This window comes from Aquamicrobium terrae (genome assembly GCF_052978165.1).
Genome location: NZ_JBRKLZ010000001.1, coordinates 1,388,190 through 1,406,317, shown reverse-complemented (window position 1 = coordinate 1,406,317; position 18,128 = coordinate 1,388,190). Strand labels below are relative to the sequence as shown.

Here is an 18,128-nt window from a genome sequence, read left to right as displayed (position 1 = left end):
GTGCGCTCCGCTCAGCTCCGTCGAAGGTTCTGAGAGCGCAACCGCCAAGCCGCGTGCTGGAGGTTTGATGGACATGGCAGGAAGATCATTTACGTTTGTCAGTGGGGCTGGCTCTCCGCTGTCCGGGCACCTCGAACCGCCGGAAGGGACGCCGCGGGGCTGGGCGATCTTCGCCCACTGCTTCACGTGCGGGAAAGACAGTCGCGCCGCTGTTCACATCTCGCGCGCGCTGTCGCGTGCGGGCATCGGGGTCTTGAGGTTCGATTTCGCCGGGACCGGGATCGGCGGTGGGACGGGAGAACCTGTGAACTTCGCGTCGGACGTCGAGGACCTTCGGGCCGCCGCAAAGGCGATGGCGGCGGCGGGCATGTCACCGTCCCTCCTCGTCGGGCACAGCCTGGGTGGCACCGCTGCGATCGTAGCCGCCGCCGACATGCCTGATATTGCGGCGGTAGCGACGATTGGTGCGCCGGCCGACCTTCAGCATATCTTGCGCCTCTTCGGACCGAATGATCTGGACACCATCGCGAGCGAGGGCGAGGCCTCGGTGGAGATTGCCGGTAGGCCCTTCCTCATTCGCCGAGGGTTCCTTGAGGCGGTTGAGGGGATCGACGTCGAGAAGGCCATTGCCTCCCTGCGACGGCCGGTGCTGGTCATGCACTCTCCGCTGGATCAGGTGGTCGGCATCGACCACGCGTCGCGCATCTTCGTCGCGTCCAGGCACCCTAAAAGCTTCATCTCGCTCGACAACGCGGATCACCTTCTCACCGACGTCGCGGACGCGAACTACGCCGCGGCCATGGTGGCGGTTTGGGCGAGCCGCTTTCTCCCACCACTCAGCGCGGATCTTCCGCAGGTCGAGGTTGCGGAGGGCGTCGTCGCCACCGAAACTCTTGCAGGGACGTTCCAGCTCAAGGTCCGCAGCGGCGAGCACACTCTGTTCGCCGACGAGCCAGCATCGGTCGGTGGCCTCGGGACCGGACTATCTCCCTACGAACTCGTATCTGCCGGCCTCGCAGCCTGCACGGTGATGACGATGCGTCTCTATGCGAACCGCAAGGGCTTTCCGCTCGAACGGGCGAGCACGACCGTGCAGCACGAGAAGGTGCCGGACATGATGCCACCCGACCGGTTCACCCGCACCATTGTCCTCGATGGGCCGCTGAGTGATGATCAGCGCGCTCGGATCCTCGCGATCGCTGATCGATGTCCCGTCGATCTGAGTCTCATCCGGGGTTCGGACGTGCAGACCGAGCTCTTGAGCGCCAGTCAGGCTGCGGATCCCGCGAGGCTGGCTTGACCGTGGCGCACACGGAGGAGGGCGAACGGACTGTGAGCCAATCGCCTACCGGCAATAGGGCGGCCGCGACAGAGCGAGCAATTCTAGCAGGCGGCTGCTTCTGGGGCATGGAGGATTTGCTGCGCCGAGCCAGGGGAGTCATTTCGACGCGTGTCGGTTACACAGGCGGAGAAATGCCTGATCCGACCTACGCGAGACATTACGGCCATGCGGAAGCAGTGGAAGTGACCTTCGACCCTTCCGTTCTCGCCTATCGCTCGCTCTTGGAACTCTTCTTCCAGATCCATGACCCCACGACCTACGAGCAACAAGGCAGCGATGTCGGTCCGAGCTATCGATCGGCGATTTTCTACACCACCGAAGTGCAGAAGGAAGTCGCCCTCACAACCATCGCGGAAATCGAGGCATCAGGAAGCTGGCCTGGCCCGGTCGTGTCGGAGATCAACCCAGAAGAACCCTTTTGGGAGGCGGAGCCAGAGCACCAAGAATACCTGGTGCGCTATCCTGGGGGCTATAGCTGCCACTTCGTGCGCCCGACCTGGCGGTTGGACCGCTCAGACGAACGCCCAGCTGTATACTTGACAAAAAGAGTTGATGATGACCGAAACCGTGACTAATCAGGCCGCCTGGCAGAAAGCGCCGAGGCAGCCACTGAGGATCGGTGTCACCGCTCTGCCGCATCTGGCGGCGAACGAGATATTGATCCGCAACGCGGCCATCGCGATCAACCCACTCGACTGGATTCTGCAGGACGTCGCGCTTTTGCCATGGCTCGACTATCCCGCGATTCTCGGCAGCGACGTCTCCGGTGAGGTCGCGGCGGTCGGTGGCGCGGTCGAGCGGTTCAAGGTCGGCGATCGAGTCATCGGACAGGCGGTCGGGACAACCGTAAATCAACCTGCGCAGGGTGCGTTCCAGCACCACACGATCGTGCTGGACCACATGGCGGCGCCGATCCCCAACAACATGGCCTTCGCTGATGCGGCAGTCCTCCCGCTTGGCCTTGGCACCGCCGCAAGCGGGCTCTACGGAAGGACACAGTTGGCTCTCGCGCCACCGTTACACTCGCCGACCGCGCGTCCAGAGGTCGTTCTGGTCTGGGGTGGATCGTCGAGCGTTGGCTGCAACGCCATCCAGCTCGCGGTGGCGTCGGGCTACAGGTGCGTCGCCACCGCTTCGGCGCGCAACGCCGGCCTGTTGAAGGAGCTGGGTGCAAGCGAGGTTCTTGACCACTCGAGTCCAGCCATCGTGGAAGACGTGATTGAGGCAATGCGCGGGCGCAGTCTCGCTGGAACGCTTCACGCGACCGGTCACATGAAAGACTGTTTTGCCGTCATTGCGAGATGCGAGGGCTCGCGCCGCGTGGCAGCGACGCTGGCCCCGCCCGACGAGCGTCCATTTGGAGTCGAGGCGACGCACATCTCCGGGACGAGCCTCAAGGATGACGAGGTTGGTCCAATGATCTACCGCGAATTCCTGCCGCAGGCTCTCGCGGCGCGCACGTTCGTCCCCGCCCCTCCGGCGAAGGTCGTGGGCCAGGGCCTTGAAATGCTCCAGGCTGCCTTGGAAGCCCTGAAGGCGGGTGTATCCGCAGCGAAAATCGTCGTTACCCTGCCTTGAGTGACCAGCCAGGCGGTTTTTCGCGTTCGCAGTCTGAGGTGGCCCGCACTTTGCCGATTGGGAAGCTCTACCGGGAAAACGCGCTTGGGACGCGCGCTGCGCTCCTGCCGGAGCATGCGTTCCCGAAACCTGTTCCCGACTGCTTTTCCCCGAAACTACCTATCGGACATAGAGAAATGGGAATGCAGCGAGTGGTTTGAACGGCCGCTTCCGAAACCGCGTTCCGATCAACTGAGCGGCTAAAAGTGGGGCGATCACCGACATATTAGAATGAGACCGCCATGCCCGATCGGCCGGCTTGACGCGTAGCCAAAAGAATGCGGCTGATGGTAGGCTCGCTGGCATTATGAAGCCCCGCCATCTGAGCAGCGTTGAGCTGCCGCAATTGCGAGTCTCCTACGCGTCGTCGTTCTTCTCGCGGTCCACACCTCGCTCATGCAATTCGGCATCGACGGGGCAGTTCGTGCAGCCCTCGTAGCAGCACAAGCGGCAGATGCGGTATGACTGCTCGAGGTTTTCCAAGCGATTTCGGAGAACGCGTTCAGCGATGTCCGATAAGGTTTTCAGTTCGTCTGGATTAAGGATCGATAGCCCTTCGGCAATCACTTGATCGCGCGAGGCCAGGACCTCGTCGCTCGCGACCTTGCCAGTTGGAGTAAGATAGAGGGATCGCGCGCGCCCGTCTGTCGAATGCTCCCTACGCTCGATCAATCCCTCGCTTACCAATCTATCCACCAGGCGAACAGTTCCAGCATGTGAAAGGCCCACCCCGATCGCAAGCATACGGATCGAGAGCCCGGGCTTGTGCGCGAGCAACGCCAGCGCTGAGGCGGCGGGTCCAGCTTCCGGCGCCCGCGATGAACTAGCGCGAACGATGTCGTCGCTGATCATGAGTGCGAACGCCCCGAAAATGTTTCGATCTCGAGGTCCATCCATTGCCACATCTATATGTGCGCGGAGCATAGACAGCAAGCCATACCGTGGTCCTCTTCCGCCGCGCGGCTTGTGGAAAATGTCCTGTTTTAAAAGGGTTTCGGAGGATTTCGACTGATCGAGCGCGCCGAAAAAAACGGGTCCGGCTCGCTAAGGCCGCGGAACCGTTGATACCTGGCGGCTATAGGGCAAGCCTTTTCGCTCGGAATCGCCGTAGGTCGCGCCTGAGAATCACTCCGCGTCAGCGCTGTCATCCAGGCCGCGCAGGTGCAGATCAGCGAGACCTCGCTTGCCCCCGGCGTCGCACTTCCATCGTGTCACCGCGCGCGATCACGATTGTATCAATCCCATTGAGGAACAGTCCGTGCTCCACGACGTCGGGGATTGCGGCGATCGCTGCTACGATTTCGGCCGGCATGGTTATCTCGTCCAGGGCCGCGTCCATCCGTACAGGCTGGACGTTTGCCAACGGGCTATAGGCCCACCCGGAGCGCCAGCCCCATCAAGTCAAAATCCCGCAAAGGTCGCGCGTTTGCTGGGTAAAGGCATCGCCGATGAGGATGGCTTCGTGAGGCAGCGAAGCGCGAGCCAGCCGCTCGACATATCTCGCTTATTAGTATATGCGTCGCGCATATACTGCTACGCCTGCCCGAAGCACGTAGACGACGTTCGTGACGTTCCCACGGGACCACTGTTGAGGAATTTTAGATGAGCATTTTCGACCGTTATGAATTTCTTGTCCCCGAGCACGGTCGGAGGATCTTGGCCTGCTTAGATGGGCTCTCGTGATCGTATTTCTGTGGTTCGGCGCGATGAAGTTCACAGCGTACGAGGCCTATGGTATCGCCCCGTTTATCGAACACAGCCCGATCATGAATTGGCTCGGCATGTTCGGGACGCAGGGGCAAAGCTATTTCATCGGCGTTATCGAGTTATCGACCGGTCTCGTTCTGATCCTTGGTGCATTTCGTCCACTCTTCTCTGCGCTAGGCGCACTAATGTCAGCTGCGACCTATCTGATCACGCTGACCTTTTTCATCACCACTCCAGGTGTCGCGGAGCAGACTGCCGGCGGCTTTCCTGCGATTTCGGCTGCACCAGGGCAGTTTCTACTGAAGGACGCAGTTCTGCTAGCGGCGTCCCTCGTGCTGCTGCGTGCTTCGGTCCGCCACAGAGGGGCGCTTGTGCCCTCGTGACTGTGGTCCTCTCGTGACGGCGGGCGTGGAAATCCTGCAGAACCTCCGCGGGGCACGGATGCTCCGTCGCGATATCGAGCCCGGAGGCGCTCAGCTGCATGGCGACGCGGTCTTCGCCCGTTTCGGCGAAGGCGCGCTCGCTTATCGAGAGAGCGGCATTCTCACACTGGCAGATGGCAGAGTATTCTCCACGTGCCGGCAGTATCGCTATCGCTTGAGCGAGGACAGTGTTGTCGTCGAGTTCGCAGACGGACCTCATATCGGGACGCAGTTCCTCAGCTTGAGTTTCTCGCGGACGGATACCGGGTTGGAAGCGAGTGGTGTCTATGCCTGCGGAGACGACACCTACCATGCAACCTACAGGATTCTGGGGCCGGCGGCCTTTGAAGTGGTCATCATGGTCCAAGGGCCTGCAAAGGCATACGAGCTAGTCAGCCGATATTCCCGGTCGGGATAAATGCTCATGTCAGGAGGGCAAGTCCTCTGTTGCCCTTATCATGGCCGTGAAAGGCAGCGCCGGAATAACTTACCACGCGCTGCAAATCCGAAGACGATTGTCGTCGTCATCAGAAGGTAGGCGACTATCCCACCAGGTGAAAGAGTCGGAACCGCTGCGAGGATCAACCCATCATTCCCGCCGGGTATGAGCGCTATTCCGATACCCATCAATGTGCCGCCGACGACAGATCGCAGAATGCCATTGGCTGTCGGCAGTTGGAGACGCAGATTTCCTTGGCGAAAGGAGGCGGTAAGGGCGCCTGCGATCGAAGAGATCACCGCAGTGAGCGCGACCTCGCCGGCCGGCGACATTCTGAGAGGAAGGGCGCGTTGAATCACGTCTGCGAAGGTCCAGGCCGGCGAGAGTGCATATAGAAGTCCGCCAGTGATACCGAGTCCAATCATCGAAGCGCCGAACGACCAACCCGGCTTTGTTCGCAGAACGCTCTTCGTGGAAACGAAAACGAGTGCCAGCACGAGCACAACTAGGAAGGCTAGGAGAGTAACGAGGCCTGTTGCGCTCGGTTTGGAGATTAAGCTTGGCCATGTTGAATCGTAGCCGAACCTGCCATGGTCGGCAGCCAAGATACCAATCGTTAATCCCAAGGGTAGAGCTAGAAGTCGCATCTCCCCATCCCCAAGCCGCGCCAGCGATCCGAGCAGGCATGTGTCATTAATGAGTGCGCCGAGGCCGAAGGCGATGGCGCCGATGAGCAGGAGGAAATTGATGCTGGTCGAGGGTGCGAGTGTTGCGCCCAGTGTTCCCGTCCAGACTATCGGGACCGCAACCAGGCCTGCCGCTGCCGACGCTGCGAGAAATCCGACGAACATTTTCGGCGGCTGTCTTCTGTGTAACTCATGAGCGGCCACCACTAAACAGGTTCCGCCTTGGTTCGCCGCATATCCGAACCCGAAGGCAAGTACGCATAGAAGAAGTTCGAGCGCAAACGATCCCATTATATCAAGCCTGCCTGATCATATCGTCAGCCTTCTGATGCGACGTTCCAGCGTGGCGAGCGCCCCGGCTTAGCTTTACCACGGGAAGGCGCGATCCTGCTGTAGCCGCACAGATGGCAAAGGCTGACCGAGCCATCTTTGTCGAAGCCGTTTGCCACAAGGAGCCGCTCCGACAGCATGCCTAGAATGTCGAGGTCATTGGGCGACAGGGGCGAAATACATTCGGAGATCACCTGCTCCCGTGCCTTGAGCAAGGCGTCCGTTATCTTCTTCCCCGAATTGGTGAGGTGAATGAAGCGCGCCCGCCTGTCGGTGATTTGTCTTCGTCGTTCCACCAACTGTTCGCGCTCGAGCCTATCGATCAATCGCACCGTCCCGGCATGAGAAAGCCCAATCGAGGTAGCCAAAACGCTGATCGGCAGTCCGGGCTCCATGCTGAGTAACACCATCACGGCGGTCCCCGGGCCGCTTGGTGAAAACGAGGCCGAGACACTGGCGATGCTGTCTGCAACCGCCAACGCGAGTGCACCTAAATGGTACTTGGCGACCTCAGGCTCCATACCGCAAGAATATATGCTTCGCGCATAGACTTCAAGCGTGTGAAAATGTATGACCGCCGCATGCATCTATGACAGATTCGGACATGGTCATGCTCATTGAGGGGCTCAGCTCGGATTCCACATCTGAGATCAACGGACGTGCTCGTTCCCCAGGCGCTAGCGGGGGTGGGCTCGATGAAAGTGGACGTGCATGGGTGCCGCTCACCGGGCGCAGGCGGTTCGCCGATGAGACCGCCGGTATGATCGGACGGGTCTCATGCCCGACCTGACTCTTGATCTCCGATACCTGAAGTACGCCGTTCAGGTCGCCGAGGCCGGCAGCTTCCGCCGAGCGGCGGAGCGCCTATCGATATCGCAATCCACCGTCAGCCGACGTGTGCAGCTGTTTGAGCGCCAACTTGGCTTTTCTCTCTTCAAGCGTACGCGAGCGGGGGCAGGGCTGACTCCAGAAGGTGAGCGCTTCCTTCAACAAGCGGTGGTGGGAGCGCGCTACCTTCGTAACGCCGCAACGGAGATCCGCTCCGCGCGGAAACTCAAGACCGGGCTCGTGAGGTTTGGAATGCTCGAAGCGTTTCCGGCGTGCCCGATCATCGACATTCTCGCGGCATTCAGAAATCGACATCCGACGATCGAGGTAAAGCTTGAGGAAGGCACTTCAGAAGAAAACTCTTTGGGGGTGAAGCGCGGATTACTGGACGCAGCAATCAGCCTGAGTGCGAGCAAAAGTCCTCAGTTCCAAGTTCGACGTCTCTGCGAACCAGATCTGTTCGTGGCATTGTCCCCGCTTCACGAGTTGGCAGCACGGCCAGAGCTGTCGTGGGAGGACATTTGTGACGAAGTCTTCCTCGTTCGCTCGGATGGCGCTGGGCGTGAGCTCGCTGGCATACTCCGGCGCATGGTGGGCGCCGGAGACGGAGCGGTTCAACTCTCGATCCAACAAGTCAGCCGAGAAACCCTGCTGACGATGGTCGAACAGGGCTTCGGCTTGACCATCACCAGCGTGATCTACCGGCCGGATATCGCGTTGATCCCGCTCCCATCGGCGCGGGCGCCGACGGCCGCTATAATTTCTTCCAGTGACAACGACAACCCGACTCTGCCGCTGCTGCTGAAGTGTTTCGACACCCCCTCTAGAGCGGGGACCACGGATTAATCGGCGCTCCCCGGCGTCAACGTTCGCCTGGCTTTGGCGAAGCCACGGTCTGTCGCGATGAACCGTTGTAACATCGGGACGATTAACCGAGCTGGGTCAACAGCGGACTGACCTTGCTCTCGGCCCAATAGGTGGGCGTAGTCAACAAGGTCCTGGTGGAGAGCTGCAGGTAGCTCGACCTGTACCTTAAGCGGCTTGTCGTCCGCGATGGGGCCTAGCTTAAGCTTCGACATCATCACCCTCCATATGGCTCCAGTACCAAGTCTCGCGTCACGATAACGCGCACGGGAAATCCGGGCCGAATAGTGATCGTGGGCGCGACGTTGAGCTGACGCCTCACAATCTGCTGCCCTGCGTCGTTGATGGTGTCCTGCCCACCGTTCCGGATCGCCTGAACGAGCCGATCGTCGTTGTCGACCGCGAGTTCGGCGCCGACGCTCAGCAGTGTCGACAATCCCGCAGCCTTGGCCAGATCCCACCAATGGTAATCGACGCCATCCTGAAGCCCGGCGAACCCTTCAGCGTCAGCACCAGGCTGGCGCTCGAGAACGATCGAGCGCCCGTTCGGGAAGACGAGCCGAGTCCAGACGAGCAGGACTCGGCTCTGGCCGAACTGCACGTTGTTGTCGTACTGCCCGACCACACGAGTGCCTTGCGGCACAAGCAAGATACGGCCGGTTGGGCTGTCGTAGATGTTTTCGGTGACCTGCGCGGTGATCTGGCCGGGTAGATCGGATCGGATGCCGGTGATCAGCGCCGCGGATATCACTGCTCCCGCCTGAAGGACGTTCGGCGATACTGGCGCAGCGACGCGATCGGGCGCAACCGTCCTGCGATCGGCCGCGGCGTTCAGAAACGCGTTCTGCCGGTCCTGCGCCGAGGGCGTGGCGGGCGGCGGAGCGAGGCCAATGCTCGCCAAATCCGGCACCGGCGCGAGCGCTGGGGCAGCTCCCGCAGCAGCGGGTGTGCCCCGGCTTTCCGATCCGGAGAAGAGACGGCTGGTGCGCGCGGTCTCGATTTCCTGAAGGCGGCGCTGCTCTTCCGGGCTGATGCCGGGATTGGGCGTGGCCGTCCCGGGTGTGGGCACCGGCTGTCCGCGATCCTGGGTACTAAGGATCGGCCGGCCGAGGTCACCGGGAAGAGGGGGACCGAGCTGTGGCACGCCACTGTAATCTCGCGGCAGGCCGGCCAGTCCGTCAGCGGTCGAGCGGTTCTCGGTCGAATAGAGTTCGTCGTTCGGCCGACCGGCGTCGCGGGTCTGAAGCGCGTAGATCAGCGCACCTCCGAGCCCGACGCTGGCGACAAGACCGAGGCCGGCGAGAACCTTCCGCGACAACCGGGTGACGCGGGGCGGTTCGGCCCGCAGCCGCATCGGCGCAGGCCCGACCGGCTCGCCGGTCAGGGGCTGCGCATCGTCGTCCGGCACTTCCTCAATCCGGGGCGGGTTCTCGCTCACGAGGTCGGCCTCCCGTCTGTGCGGACGATCCTGACGCGCTTCTGCTCGCGGCCGGAGCCGAAGCGAAGTTCGGCAGCCGCGAACAGACGATCAACGATCATGTGGTGGCCGCGAACGCGATAGTTCACGAGCTCAGAGGTGTTGCCCTCGGGGCCGACGACGAAGAGTGGCGGCATCTCGCCCTGACCGATGCCGCGCGGAAACTCGATAAAGACCTGGCGTCCGTCGTCGAAGGCGCGCAGCGGCCGCCACGGCGCACGGTCGCCCTCGATCGCATAGCGGAAGTTGACGTTCGCGAGATCGACGCCGCTCGCCACCGGCTGGGCCGCCTGCGCCTCGGCGTTCTGACGGCGCAGCGCAATGAGCTGGTCTTGCGGATACTGCCATGAGACCGACGCCATATAGGTGCGCTCTGTCGAGCGCAGCTCCATGTGATAGGTGCGCATGTTGGTGTTGATGACGAGGTTTGTCATCAGGTCGGCGCGGGTGGGCTTTACTAGGATGTGGATCTGGCGCGTTGCCCCCGATCCGCTCTCGGTGTCGCCGATGATCCAGCGCACTGTGTCGCCGGCGGCCACCGGGCCTGCGCCGACAAGCTGCTCCCCGGGTTGGAGCGCGATGTCGGTGATCTGCCCGACGGCGGTATAGACTTGATAAAGCGCCCCTTGAGTCCACGGGTAGACCTGCATCGAGTTAATGAAGCCGTCGCGCACCGGCTGGACTCGTGCCGCCTCGTTTGCCTGGTTGACGCGAGCGGTCGGATTAGAAGGCTCCGGGGCACGCCGCGTCTCCTCCACACGCTGCAATTGGCCAGGCAGCGGCAGCGGCCGGGGCAGCTCGACCACGGTGACCGGCGCGGGTGGATCGACGGTCTGCACCGCCGGAGCCGCATTGTCGTAGGAAATCTCCGGCGGCGGATTGGTGGTCGCGCAGCCCGCGAGCGCGGTCGCCGCTAGCAGAACGACCGGGAATGCGGCTCTACGGAGAGCCGGGAGTACGTGTGTGTGTGAAGCCGGGTTTCCGGCTTTACGGAAATACGGCTTCATTGCCCAAGCTCCCGTGACCAGTTGATGGCGTTGACGTAGATGCCGAGCGGGTTCGCCCTGAGCCGGTCGGCGTTTCGGGGGATCTGCACGACGATCGTCAGGATCGCGGTCCAGCGCGTGGTCTCGGCGAGCTGGCCATTTTCGTATCGGCGCTCGACCCAGGCGACGCGGAAGCTGTCCGGGGACGCGCGGATGACGCTGGAGACGTCGACAGCGACCTGCTGCCGGCCGACCCGTGTAAAGGGGTCGTTGGAGCGGGCGTAGTCATTGAGCGCCATGGCGCCGCGGTCAGTCGTGAAGTCGTAGGCGCGCAGCCAGTTCTGCCGGACGATGATCGCATCGGCCGGAATGCTCCGGACCTGCTCGATGAAGCGCGCCAGGTGGAAGGCAATCTGCGGATCGGTCGGACGATAGTCGGCCTCGGCGGGCGCGACGGCCTGCGCCTGACCGATGCGATCGACTTGGACCACCCAGGGTACGATCGTCCCGCGTGCTGACTGCACGACGAGCGCGGTGGCGAACCCGGCCGACAGGATCAGCGAGCCGAACGCCATCAGCCGCCAGTTCTTGGCCTGCACGCGCGAGGCGCCGATGCGCTCATCCCAGACCTGGGTGGCGCGCTGATAGGGCGTCTCGGGCTCGGGGGCCTTGCCATAATGGGTAGAGGGTCGTTTGAACATCAGCGATCGCCTTCGGAAAGATTGATGGAAGAGCCGCCGCCGTGGGCATCACCTGAGCGGACGGCATGGGCCGTGGCCTGGACGGCATGGGTCATGTGCTGGGATCGGCGCATCCGCTGCGCCCAGGCCGGCGGACCGCCTGCGTTTGTGGAACCCGCGGCAGCGGCGCCATCACCGGCCGCGTCACCGCCGATCGAGCCCATGGTGGAAGTGCCGCCTGTCGCCTCGAAGGCGGCCTTGCCGCCAGCGTTGAAGCTTGAGCGCATGCTTTCAGCGGCACGCGATGCGGCGCGGCGCAGGGGCGAGACGGCGGCGCTGCCGCCGGCACGGGCGACCCCGCCGAGACCGGAAGCGACGCCGGCCGCGCCGGACTGCCCGGCTGCGCCAAGGCTGTAAGCGGTGGACGCGCCGCCAGCGATCGCAGCACCGCCACGAGCGGCGGCGGCCGCACCACCGGCCAGCGCAGCGCCACCCGACGCGGCGGCGCCGACGGCGCCAGCGCCGAGCGCGACTATGCCGCCTGCGGCCAGGCCAGTGCCGACTGCGGCGCCGGCGCTGAGCTGGGGACCGCCGGAGACGATGCCGCTTGCAATACCAGGCCCGAAGATGCCGAGGCCGAGCAGCGACAGCGCGGCGAGCACGATCGCCATCGCCTCGTCGATCGTCGGGTTCTGGCCGCCGAAACCGGATGTGAATTCTGAGAAGAGTGTCGAGCCGATGCCGATGATGACGGCGAGCACCAGCACCTTGATGCCGGAGGAGATGACGTTGCCGAGGACGCGTTCGGCCATGAAGGCGGATTTGCCGAACAGGCCGAAGGGGATCAGCACGAAGCCCGCGAGCGTCGTCAGCTTGAATTCGATGAGCGTGACGAAGAGCTGGATGGCGAGGATGAAGAAGGCGAGAAGCACCAGCGCCCAGGCCAGGAACATGCAGGCGATCTGGATGAAGTTCTCGAAGAACGACCAGTAGCCCATGAGGCTGGAGATGGAATCGAGCAGCGGCCGTCCGGCGTCGAGCCCGGTCTGAGCGACCTTTCCAGGGCGCAAGAGGTCGGCCGTGGTGAACCCGGTGCCGCTGGCCTTCAGGCCGAGGCCGGCGAAGCTCTCGAAAATGATCCGGGCGAGGTTGTTCCAATTGCCGATGATGTAGGCGAACACGCCGACGAACAGCGTCTTCTTCACCAGGCGGGCCATGATGTCGTCGTCGGCGCCCCAGCTCCAGAACAGCGCCGCCAGTGTCACGTCGATGACGATCAGGGTGGTGGCGATGAAGGCGACTTCGCCGCTGAGCAGGCCGAAGCCGCTGTCGATGTAGCGGGTGAAGACCTCAAGGAAATGGTCGATGACGCCGGTGCCGCCCATGATGTTATCTCGCCTCGTCGAGCTGCGGCGGCGCGATCGGTGCGGCGGGCTCGAAGGCCGGCTGATCGGTGCGGTCCGATTGGGGTGTGAGAGTGTTTCGCGGCGCTGGCGGCATGTCCGGCAACCGCTCGGCAGGTCGCGCGCCGGGCGCGAGGAAACGGTTGCGGTTTTCGGCCCAGGCCCGAAGGCACGCCGGATTCCTCGATCCCGCTTCGCCGAGCACCTGGCAGCGGATCAGCTCGTTGCGCAACGGATCGCCCCGCGCTTCGGTGGTACGGTTGGACGGCCACGCCTCCCGCACTTCCTCTTTCCGGTTCATCTCGATCGCGGTCGCAGTGATCGCGACGGCCACGAACACGACAGCGCCAAGCCGGGCCAGCATCTTGCCGTCCATAGCCGCGCCCTCAGTTGCCGTTCGGGAACATGCGGGCGTTGCCGGGCTGATAGCCGGTGCCCGGCGTCAGGAACCGTCGGCGCTGTTCGCGACCCTGTTCGGCCGCAGCAGATCGCTCGGCCTCTGACAGGCTTTGCGCCCGGCCGTTGGCGGCGACGACAGCGGTGAGATCGGCAAGCTGCTGCGCTTGCAGGGCGAGAAGCTGGTTGCCGGCCTGCGTCGCCTGCAGCGCTCCCGTTGCGCCCTGGCTCTGGCCGACCAGTGACGACATCTCGGCGCGGTTGGTGTCGATGTTGCCGACCACGCCGGCCTGGACGCGCATGGCGTCCTGCAGGCCGCCGACCGTGTTCTGCCAGCGCTCCCGCGCCTGCGCCACCAGCGCCTGGTCGGAGGCGGACATGGAGGCGTTGCCGTAGGTCGACGTGAACGCCTGGTCGATGCGCTGGACGTCGTAGGCGATTCCCTGCGCCTGTTGCAGGAGCTGCTGGGTGCGCTGAACCGACTGCTGAAGCTGCTGGAGCGAGGAGTATGGCAGGCTGGCGAGGTTGCGGGCCTGGTTGATCAGCATGGTCGCTTCGTTCTGAAGCTGGGTGATCTGCTGATTGACCTGCTGGAGCGTGCGCGCCGCCGTCAGGACGTTCTGCGCATAGTTGGTCGGATCGTAGACGATCCATTGCGCAGCGGCGGGGGTGCTGAGGATCGGCGAGAGCGCGATTGGCGCGGCAAGCAGCGCTGCGGTGAGACGCAGCGCAAGCGAGCGAGATTGAACAGAACGGGTCATGGGCGTGTCTCCGGTTCGGCTTGGGGGATGACGTTGGTGAGGTCGGCGATGAGGTCCGCCGCCCAGCCGAGTCGGTTCTCGGCAAGCCATTCGGCAAGGAAACCATCCGTGCCGCTGCGGGCATGCACCTCGGCGATCAGCGCCTGGTGCTGCTTTGAGGACGCGGCGCAGAGCGCCAGCGCCACGTCCGACAGGCCCAACTCGAACAGCCGATTGCCGCGGCGCGATTGGCAGTAATAGTCGCGCTTCGGCATCGCCCGCGCGAGGATCTCGATCTGGCGATCGTTCAATCCGAACCGGCGGTAGATGGCAGTGATCTGCGGCTCGATGGCGCGCTCGTTCGGCAGCAGGATGCGGGTCTGGCAGCTTTCGATGATGGCCGGCGCTATCGCCGAGCCGTCGATGTCCGAGAGCGACTGCGTGGCGAAGATGACGCTGGCGTTCTTCTTGCGCAGCGTCTTCAGCCATTCGCGGAGCTGACCGGCGAAGCCCTCGTCATCCAGGGCAAGCCAGCCTTCATCGACGATCAGCAGCGTCGGGCGACCGTCGAGGCGGTCCTCGATGCGGTGGAAGAGATAGGCGAGCACGGCGGCGGCAGCCCCGGTGCCGATCAGCCCTTCAGTCTCAAAAACCTGCACATTGGCTTCGCCCAGATGCTCGGCCTCGGCGTCGAGCAGACGGCCATAGGGACCGCCGACGCAATAGGGTCGGAGCGCCTGCTTGATATCGTTGGATTGCAGCAGGACGGACAATCCCGTCAGCGTGCGCTCGGCGACGGGCGCCGACGCCAGCGAGGAGAGCGCCGACCAAAGATGCTCCTTCACCTCGGGCGTGACGGCCACGCTCTCGCGCCCCAGGATCGCGATCAGCCAGTCGGAGGCCCAGGCGCGCTCGGCGACATCGTCGATGCGCCCGAGCGGCTGAAGAGACACGCTGTCGTCTGAGCCTTCGGTGAGGCCGCCGCCAAGATCGTGCCAGTCTCCGCGCATGGCGAGCGCGGCGGCGCGGATCGATCCGCCAAAGTCGAAGGCGAAAACCTGCGACTGCGGATAGCGCCGGAACTGCAGCGCCATCAGCGCCAGCAGCACCGACTTGCCGGCGCCCGTTGGCCCGACGATCAGGGTGTGGCCGACATCGCCGACATGGATGGAAAGCCGGAACGGGGTCGAGCCTTCGGTTCTGCCGTAAAGCAGTGGGGGTGCATCGAAGTGCTCGTCCCGTTCCGGTCCCGCCCACACCGCCGACAGCGGGATCATGTGGGCGAGATTCAAGGTGTTGATCGGCGGCTGCCGGACATTGGCGTAGACATGGCCGGGCAGCGAGCCGAGCCAGGCGTCGACCGCGTTGATCGTCTCGGGCATGGCGGTGAAGTCGCGGCCCTGGATGACCTTCTCGACCATCCGCAGCTTTTCAGCTGCGATGCGCGGGTCCTCGTCCCAGACGGTGATAGTCGCCGTCACATAGGCTTGGCCCGCATAGTCGGCGCCCAGCTCCTGCAACGCCATGTCGGCGTCGGCGGCCTTGTTGGCCGCATCGGTATCGACCAGCGCAGAGGCCTCGTTGGTCATCACCTCCTTGAGGATGGCGGCGATCGACTTGCGCTTGGCGAACCACTGACGCCTGATCTTCGTCAGCAGCTTGGTGGCGTCGGTCTTGTCGAGCAGGACGGCGCGTGTTGACCAGCGATAGGGAAAGGCCAGCCGGTTCAGCTCATCGAGGATGCCGGGCGTGGTCGCGGTCGGGAAGCCGACAATGGTGAGGATGCGGACATGTGCGTCGCCGAGCCGGGGTTCGAGCCCGCCGGTCAGGGGCTGATCGGCCAGCAGCGCATCGAGATACATCGGCGTCTCGGGCACGCGGACGCGGTGCCGCTTGGTCGAGACGGTCGAATGCAGATAGGTCAGCGTCTCGCCGTCATCGAGCCAGGCGCATTCCGGCATGAAGGCGTCGATGAGCTGAAGGATGCGATCGGTGCGGTCTGCGAAGCCGCGCAGGATCTCGTGCGCATCGACGCCAGCGTGATCGCGACCCTCATAGAGCCAGGTCTCTGCGCGCGCCGCGTCTTCGGCCGGGGGAAGGTAGAGGAAGGTGAGGAAGTAGCTCGATTCGAAGTGCGCGCCGGCTTCCTCGAAGTCGGCTTTCCGCTCGGCGTCAACCAAGGCCGACGCGCTGTCGGCGAACACGCTGGCCGGATAGGTCGCGGCACCATGGCGCTGCGCCTCGACGAAGATGGCCCAGCCGGAGCCCAGGCGACGGAAGGCGTTGTTGAGGCGCCCGGCGACCGCGACTAGCTCGGCCGGAACGGCACTGTCGAGGTCGGGTCCGCGAAATCTTGCGGTCCGCTGCAAGCTGCCGTCCTTGTTCAAGACGATGCCTTCGCCGATCAGAGCGACCCAAGGCAGGAAGTCGGCGAGACGGGTATTGCGGTTGCGATATTCGGCAAGGTTCATCATCGGCGTTCCTCCTCAAACCGACAGGTGGCCGGGGATGCGCAGATGCTTGCGCACGACATCGACGAACTGCGGATCGCGCTTGGCTGCCCAGACGGCCGCGAAGTGGCCGAGAGCCCAGAGGCCGAGACCGACCAGCCAGAGGCGCAGGCCGAGGCCGAGCGCTGCCGCCAGCGTGCCGTTGAGGATGGCGAGCGAGCGCGGCGCGCCGCCGAGCAGGATGTGCTCGGTCAGCGCCCGATGGACCGGGACTGAGAAGCCTGCCAGCTCGCCATGATGATCCGCGCCGTTGGCCATCAGACGAGCGCCCCGCCGCCGAACGAGAAGAACGACAGGAAGAAGCTGGACGCGGCGAAGGCGATCGACAGGCCGAAGACGATCTGGATCAGCTTGCGGGCACCGCCGGAAGTGTCGCCGAAGGCGAGCGTCAGGCCGGTGATGATGATGATCATCACCGCGATGATCTTGGCGACAGGCCCCTCGATCGACTCGAGGATGGATTGCAGCGGTGCTTCCCAGGGCATGGAGGAACCGGACGCGTGCGCGGCGGGCGCCATCGCCAGCGAGACGAAGGCGACGGACACCGCCGTAGCGATATGCCGGCGGATGCGCAGGGCGTGCTTAATCATGACGGGTCTCCTGTAAGGGGCTGGGTTGCGGGGGTGACGCGGTAGTCGCCGCCGGGGCCGAGCCCCTCGATGCGGGCGAGTTCGGCGAGGTGGCGCGATGCGCCACGGCCGGACAGCACGGCGATGAGATCAATCGTCTCCGCAATCAGCGCGCGCGGGACGGTGACGACGGCTTCCTGAATGAGCTGCTCCATGCGACGAAGCGCGCCGATAGCGGTGCCGGCGTGGATGGTGCCGACTCCACCGGGGTGGCCGGTGCCCCAGGCTTTCAGCAGATCGAGCGCCTCGGCCCCGCGCACCTCGCCGATCGGGATGCGGTCTGGGCGGAGGCGAAGCGAAGAGCGGACGAGATCGGAAAGTGAGGCGATGCCATCCTTCGTCCGCATGGCGACAAGATTGGGCGCGGCGCATTGCAGTTCGCGCGTGTCCTCGATGAGCACGACGCGGTCGGAGGTCTTCGCGACTTCGGCCAGCAGCGCGTTGGTGAGGGTCGTCTTGCCGGTGGATGTGCCGCCGGCAACGAGGATGTTACGGCGGTCGGCGACGGCTTGGCGCAGCGTCTCGGCCTGACCTGCGGCCATGATGCCGGCGGCGACATAATCGTCGAGAGTGAACACGGCGACAGCGGGCTTGCGGATTGCGAAGGCTGGCGCTGACACCACGGGGGGCAGCAGCCCCTCGAATCTTTCCCCCGTCTCGGGAAGCTCGGCCGACACACGCGGGGCTCCGGGATGAACCTCGGCGCCGACATGATGGGCGACGAGACGGATGATCCGCTCGCCGTCTGGAGGCGACAGCAGCTCACCCGTATCGGAAAGCCCTTCGGAAAGCCGGTCGACCCAGAGCCGCCCATCGGGATTGAGCATCACCTCGACGATCGCGGGATCTTCCAGAAAGCGGGCGATCGCCGGCCCGAGGGCCGTGCGCAGCATGCGGGCACCGCGAAGGAGCGCTTCCGATTTCTGGTGAGTTGCCGCCACGTCGTCCCCGTTCTCTTGCGGGACCGCGACATGCGGCCCTGGATCGGGGATGAGTAGAAGAGGCAGAAATTAGGGCCTGACAACAACCGTGCTGTGGTCGTCGTACTGTGGCGTACAAATACAGGGAAACG

At 64.0% G+C, this 18,128-nt stretch carries 20 protein-coding genes; 6 read left to right on the top strand and 14 right to left on the bottom strand.

Translation table 11 applies throughout. The features are described from left to right. The first annotated feature begins 67 nt into the window (after positions 1 to 67). Genes ACVCNR_RS07070 through ACVCNR_RS07060 form a run of 3 tightly spaced genes read left to right on the top strand, consistent with a single transcriptional unit; the run spans position 68 to position 2,920 of the window. A complete protein-coding gene (locus tag ACVCNR_RS07070) occupies positions 68 to 1,300 on the top strand; it encodes a bifunctional alpha/beta hydrolase/OsmC family protein (RefSeq protein WP_052819671.1) in 1,233 nt (410 codons plus the stop codon). A gap of 32 nt (positions 1,301 to 1,332) precedes the next feature. After that, positions 1,333 to 1,917 (top strand): peptide-methionine (S)-S-oxide reductase MsrA, encoded by a 585-nt coding sequence (msrA, locus tag ACVCNR_RS07065; protein WP_082178899.1) that lies wholly within the window; start codon positions 1,333 to 1,335, stop codon positions 1,915 to 1,917. Continuing rightward, a complete protein-coding gene (locus tag ACVCNR_RS07060; protein WP_197283330.1) occupies positions 1,898 to 2,920 on the top strand; it encodes a zinc-binding alcohol dehydrogenase family protein in 1,023 nt (340 codons plus the stop codon). Before msrA ends, ACVCNR_RS07060 begins: the two co-directional genes overlap by 20 nt. A gap of 396 nt (positions 2,921 to 3,316) precedes the next feature. Here the strand turns inward: ACVCNR_RS07060 and ACVCNR_RS07055 are convergent, their stop codons facing one another. Further along, the gene (locus tag ACVCNR_RS07055; RefSeq protein WP_004099028.1) at positions 3,317 to 3,811 is read right to left on the bottom strand and encodes a MarR family winged helix-turn-helix transcriptional regulator; all 495 of its coding nucleotides are present in this window, start codon (positions 3,809 to 3,811) and stop codon (positions 3,317 to 3,319) included. 773 nt (positions 3,812 to 4,584) lie between these two features. Between ACVCNR_RS07055 and ACVCNR_RS07050 the strand changes: the two genes are divergently transcribed. Both ACVCNR_RS07050 and ACVCNR_RS07045 read left to right on the top strand, forming a co-directional pair. Next, the gene (locus tag ACVCNR_RS07050) at positions 4,585 to 5,049 is read left to right on the top strand and encodes a YkgB family protein (RefSeq protein WP_447075653.1); all 465 of its coding nucleotides are present in this window, start codon (positions 4,585 to 4,587) and stop codon (positions 5,047 to 5,049) included. Positions 5,050 to 5,074: 25 nt separating this feature from the next. Continuing rightward, a complete protein-coding gene (locus ACVCNR_RS07045) occupies positions 5,075 to 5,506 on the top strand; it encodes a DUF6314 family protein (protein WP_447074202.1) in 432 nt (143 codons plus the stop codon). 38 nt (positions 5,507 to 5,544) lie between these two features. Here the strand turns inward: ACVCNR_RS07045 and ACVCNR_RS07040 are convergent, their stop codons facing one another. Together ACVCNR_RS07040 and ACVCNR_RS07035 are read right to left on the bottom strand one after the other, a co-directional pair. After that, positions 5,545 to 6,504: a YeeE/YedE thiosulfate transporter family protein gene (locus ACVCNR_RS07040; RefSeq protein ID WP_004099025.1), complete on the bottom strand. Its 960-nt coding sequence runs from the start codon at positions 6,502 to 6,504 to the stop codon at positions 5,545 to 5,547. Positions 6,505 to 6,530: 26 nt separating this feature from the next. Next, positions 6,531 to 7,130 carry a MarR family winged helix-turn-helix transcriptional regulator gene (locus ACVCNR_RS07035; protein ID WP_228722688.1) on the bottom strand — a complete coding sequence of 200 codons (600 nt, stop codon included), beginning with the start codon at positions 7,128 to 7,130 and terminating at the stop codon, positions 6,531 to 6,533. A 190-nt stretch (positions 7,131 to 7,320) separates the two neighbouring features. On the opposite strand from ACVCNR_RS07035, the gene ACVCNR_RS07030 reads away from it, so the two are divergent. After that, positions 7,321 to 8,217, top strand: coding sequence for a LysR family transcriptional regulator (locus tag ACVCNR_RS07030; protein ID WP_018429612.1), 897 nt, complete (start codon positions 7,321 to 7,323; stop codon positions 8,215 to 8,217). Here the strand turns inward: ACVCNR_RS07030 and ACVCNR_RS07025 are convergent. From ACVCNR_RS07025 to trbB, 11 genes are read right to left on the bottom strand one after another with little or no spacing between them, the layout of a single operon-like run. Then, a complete protein-coding gene (locus ACVCNR_RS07025) occupies positions 8,214 to 8,450 on the bottom strand; it encodes a DUF2274 domain-containing protein (RefSeq protein ID WP_026227538.1) in 237 nt (78 codons plus the stop codon). The genes ACVCNR_RS07030 and ACVCNR_RS07025 overlap by 4 nt on opposite strands. 2 nt (positions 8,451 to 8,452) lie before the next feature. Then, on the bottom strand, positions 8,453 to 9,673 hold the full coding sequence (locus tag ACVCNR_RS07020) for a TraB/TrbI/VirB10 family type IV secretion system protein (protein WP_018429610.1): 1,221 nt from the start codon (positions 9,671 to 9,673) through the stop codon (positions 8,453 to 8,455). Further along, positions 9,670 to 10,719 (bottom strand): P-type conjugative transfer protein TrbG, encoded by a 1,050-nt coding sequence (gene trbG / locus ACVCNR_RS07015; RefSeq protein WP_011191356.1) that lies wholly within the window; start codon positions 10,717 to 10,719, stop codon positions 9,670 to 9,672. Before trbG ends, ACVCNR_RS07020 begins: the two co-directional genes overlap by 4 nt. Next, positions 10,716 to 11,399 carry a conjugal transfer protein TrbF gene (gene trbF / locus ACVCNR_RS07010; RefSeq protein ID WP_018429608.1) on the bottom strand — a complete coding sequence of 228 codons (684 nt, stop codon included), beginning with the start codon at positions 11,397 to 11,399 and terminating at the stop codon, positions 10,716 to 10,718. Before trbF ends, trbG begins: the two co-directional genes overlap by 4 nt. Continuing rightward, positions 11,399 to 12,763: a P-type conjugative transfer protein TrbL gene (gene trbL / locus ACVCNR_RS07005; RefSeq protein WP_447074201.1), complete on the bottom strand. Its 1,365-nt coding sequence runs from the start codon at positions 12,761 to 12,763 to the stop codon at positions 11,399 to 11,401. The genes trbF and trbL overlap by 1 nt, the downstream gene beginning before the upstream one ends. 4 nt (positions 12,764 to 12,767) lie before the next feature. Beyond that, entirely contained in the window at positions 12,768 to 13,157 is a 390-nt protein-coding gene (trbK-alt, locus tag ACVCNR_RS07000) for a putative entry exclusion protein TrbK-alt (RefSeq protein ID WP_447074200.1), read from the bottom strand. Positions 13,158 to 13,167: 10 nt separating this feature from the next. Beyond that, positions 13,168 to 13,938: a P-type conjugative transfer protein TrbJ gene (trbJ, locus tag ACVCNR_RS06995; protein WP_018429605.1), complete on the bottom strand. Its 771-nt coding sequence runs from the start codon at positions 13,936 to 13,938 to the stop codon at positions 13,168 to 13,170. After that, the gene (trbE, locus tag ACVCNR_RS06990) at positions 13,935 to 16,391 is read right to left on the bottom strand and encodes a conjugal transfer protein TrbE (protein ID WP_018429604.1); all 2,457 of its coding nucleotides are present in this window, start codon (positions 16,389 to 16,391) and stop codon (positions 13,935 to 13,937) included. Before trbE ends, trbJ begins: the two co-directional genes overlap by 4 nt. A gap of 12 nt (positions 16,392 to 16,403) precedes the next feature. Continuing rightward, the gene (locus ACVCNR_RS06985; RefSeq protein ID WP_018429603.1) at positions 16,404 to 16,685 is read right to left on the bottom strand and encodes a VirB3 family type IV secretion system protein; all 282 of its coding nucleotides are present in this window, start codon (positions 16,683 to 16,685) and stop codon (positions 16,404 to 16,406) included. Then, entirely contained in the window at positions 16,685 to 17,017 is a 333-nt protein-coding gene (locus ACVCNR_RS06980) for a TrbC/VirB2 family type IV secretion system protein (protein ID WP_018429602.1), read from the bottom strand. Before ACVCNR_RS06980 ends, ACVCNR_RS06985 begins: the two co-directional genes overlap by 1 nt. After that, on the bottom strand, positions 17,014 to 17,997 hold the full coding sequence (trbB, locus tag ACVCNR_RS06975; protein WP_026227537.1) for a P-type conjugative transfer ATPase TrbB: 984 nt from the start codon (positions 17,995 to 17,997) through the stop codon (positions 17,014 to 17,016). The genes ACVCNR_RS06980 and trbB overlap by 4 nt, the downstream gene beginning before the upstream one ends. Positions 17,998 to 18,128: the final 131 nt, after the last annotated feature.

What these genes read in the sequence shown, in the direction of transcription:
- trbK-alt (WP_447074200.1), bottom strand. Translation starts at nt 13,157, where the DNA reads ATGGACGGCAAGATGCTGGCCCGGCTTGGCGCTGTCGTGTTCGTGGCC.
- ACVCNR_RS06985 (WP_018429603.1), bottom strand. Translation starts at nt 16,685, where the DNA reads ATGGCCAACGGCGCGGATCATCATGGCGAGCTGGCAGGCTTCTCAGTC.
- trbF (WP_018429608.1), bottom strand. Translation starts at nt 11,399, where the DNA reads ATGTTCAAACGACCCTCTACCCATTATGGCAAGGCCCCCGAGCCCGAG.
- ACVCNR_RS06980 (WP_018429602.1), bottom strand. Translation starts at nt 17,017, where the DNA reads ATGATTAAGCACGCCCTGCGCATCCGCCGGCATATCGCTACGGCGGTG.
- ACVCNR_RS07035 (WP_228722688.1), bottom strand. Translation starts at nt 7,130, where the DNA reads ATGCATGCGGCGGTCATACATTTTCACACGCTTGAAGTCTATGCGCGA.
- trbE (WP_018429604.1), bottom strand. Translation starts at nt 16,391, where the DNA reads ATGATGAACCTTGCCGAATATCGCAACCGCAATACCCGTCTCGCCGAC.
- ACVCNR_RS07070 (WP_052819671.1), top strand. Translation starts at nt 68, where the DNA reads ATGGACATGGCAGGAAGATCATTTACGTTTGTCAGTGGGGCTGGCTCT.
- ACVCNR_RS07060 (WP_197283330.1), top strand. Translation starts at nt 1,898, where the DNA reads ATGACCGAAACCGTGACTAATCAGGCCGCCTGGCAGAAAGCGCCGAGG.
- ACVCNR_RS07025 (WP_026227538.1), bottom strand. Translation starts at nt 8,450, where the DNA reads ATGTCGAAGCTTAAGCTAGGCCCCATCGCGGACGACAAGCCGCTTAAG.
- trbG (WP_011191356.1), bottom strand. Translation starts at nt 10,719, where the DNA reads ATGAAGCCGTATTTCCGTAAAGCCGGAAACCCGGCTTCACACACACAC.
- trbJ (WP_018429605.1), bottom strand. Translation starts at nt 13,938, where the DNA reads ATGACCCGTTCTGTTCAATCTCGCTCGCTTGCGCTGCGTCTCACCGCA.
- trbL (WP_447074201.1), bottom strand. Translation starts at nt 12,763, where the DNA reads ATGGGCGGCACCGGCGTCATCGACCATTTCCTTGAGGTCTTCACCCGC.
- ACVCNR_RS07030 (WP_018429612.1), top strand. Translation starts at nt 7,321, where the DNA reads ATGCCCGACCTGACTCTTGATCTCCGATACCTGAAGTACGCCGTTCAG.
- ACVCNR_RS07040 (WP_004099025.1), bottom strand. Translation starts at nt 6,504, where the DNA reads ATGGGATCGTTTGCGCTCGAACTTCTTCTATGCGTACTTGCCTTCGGG.
- ACVCNR_RS07055 (WP_004099028.1), bottom strand. Translation starts at nt 3,811, where the DNA reads ATGATCAGCGACGACATCGTTCGCGCTAGTTCATCGCGGGCGCCGGAA.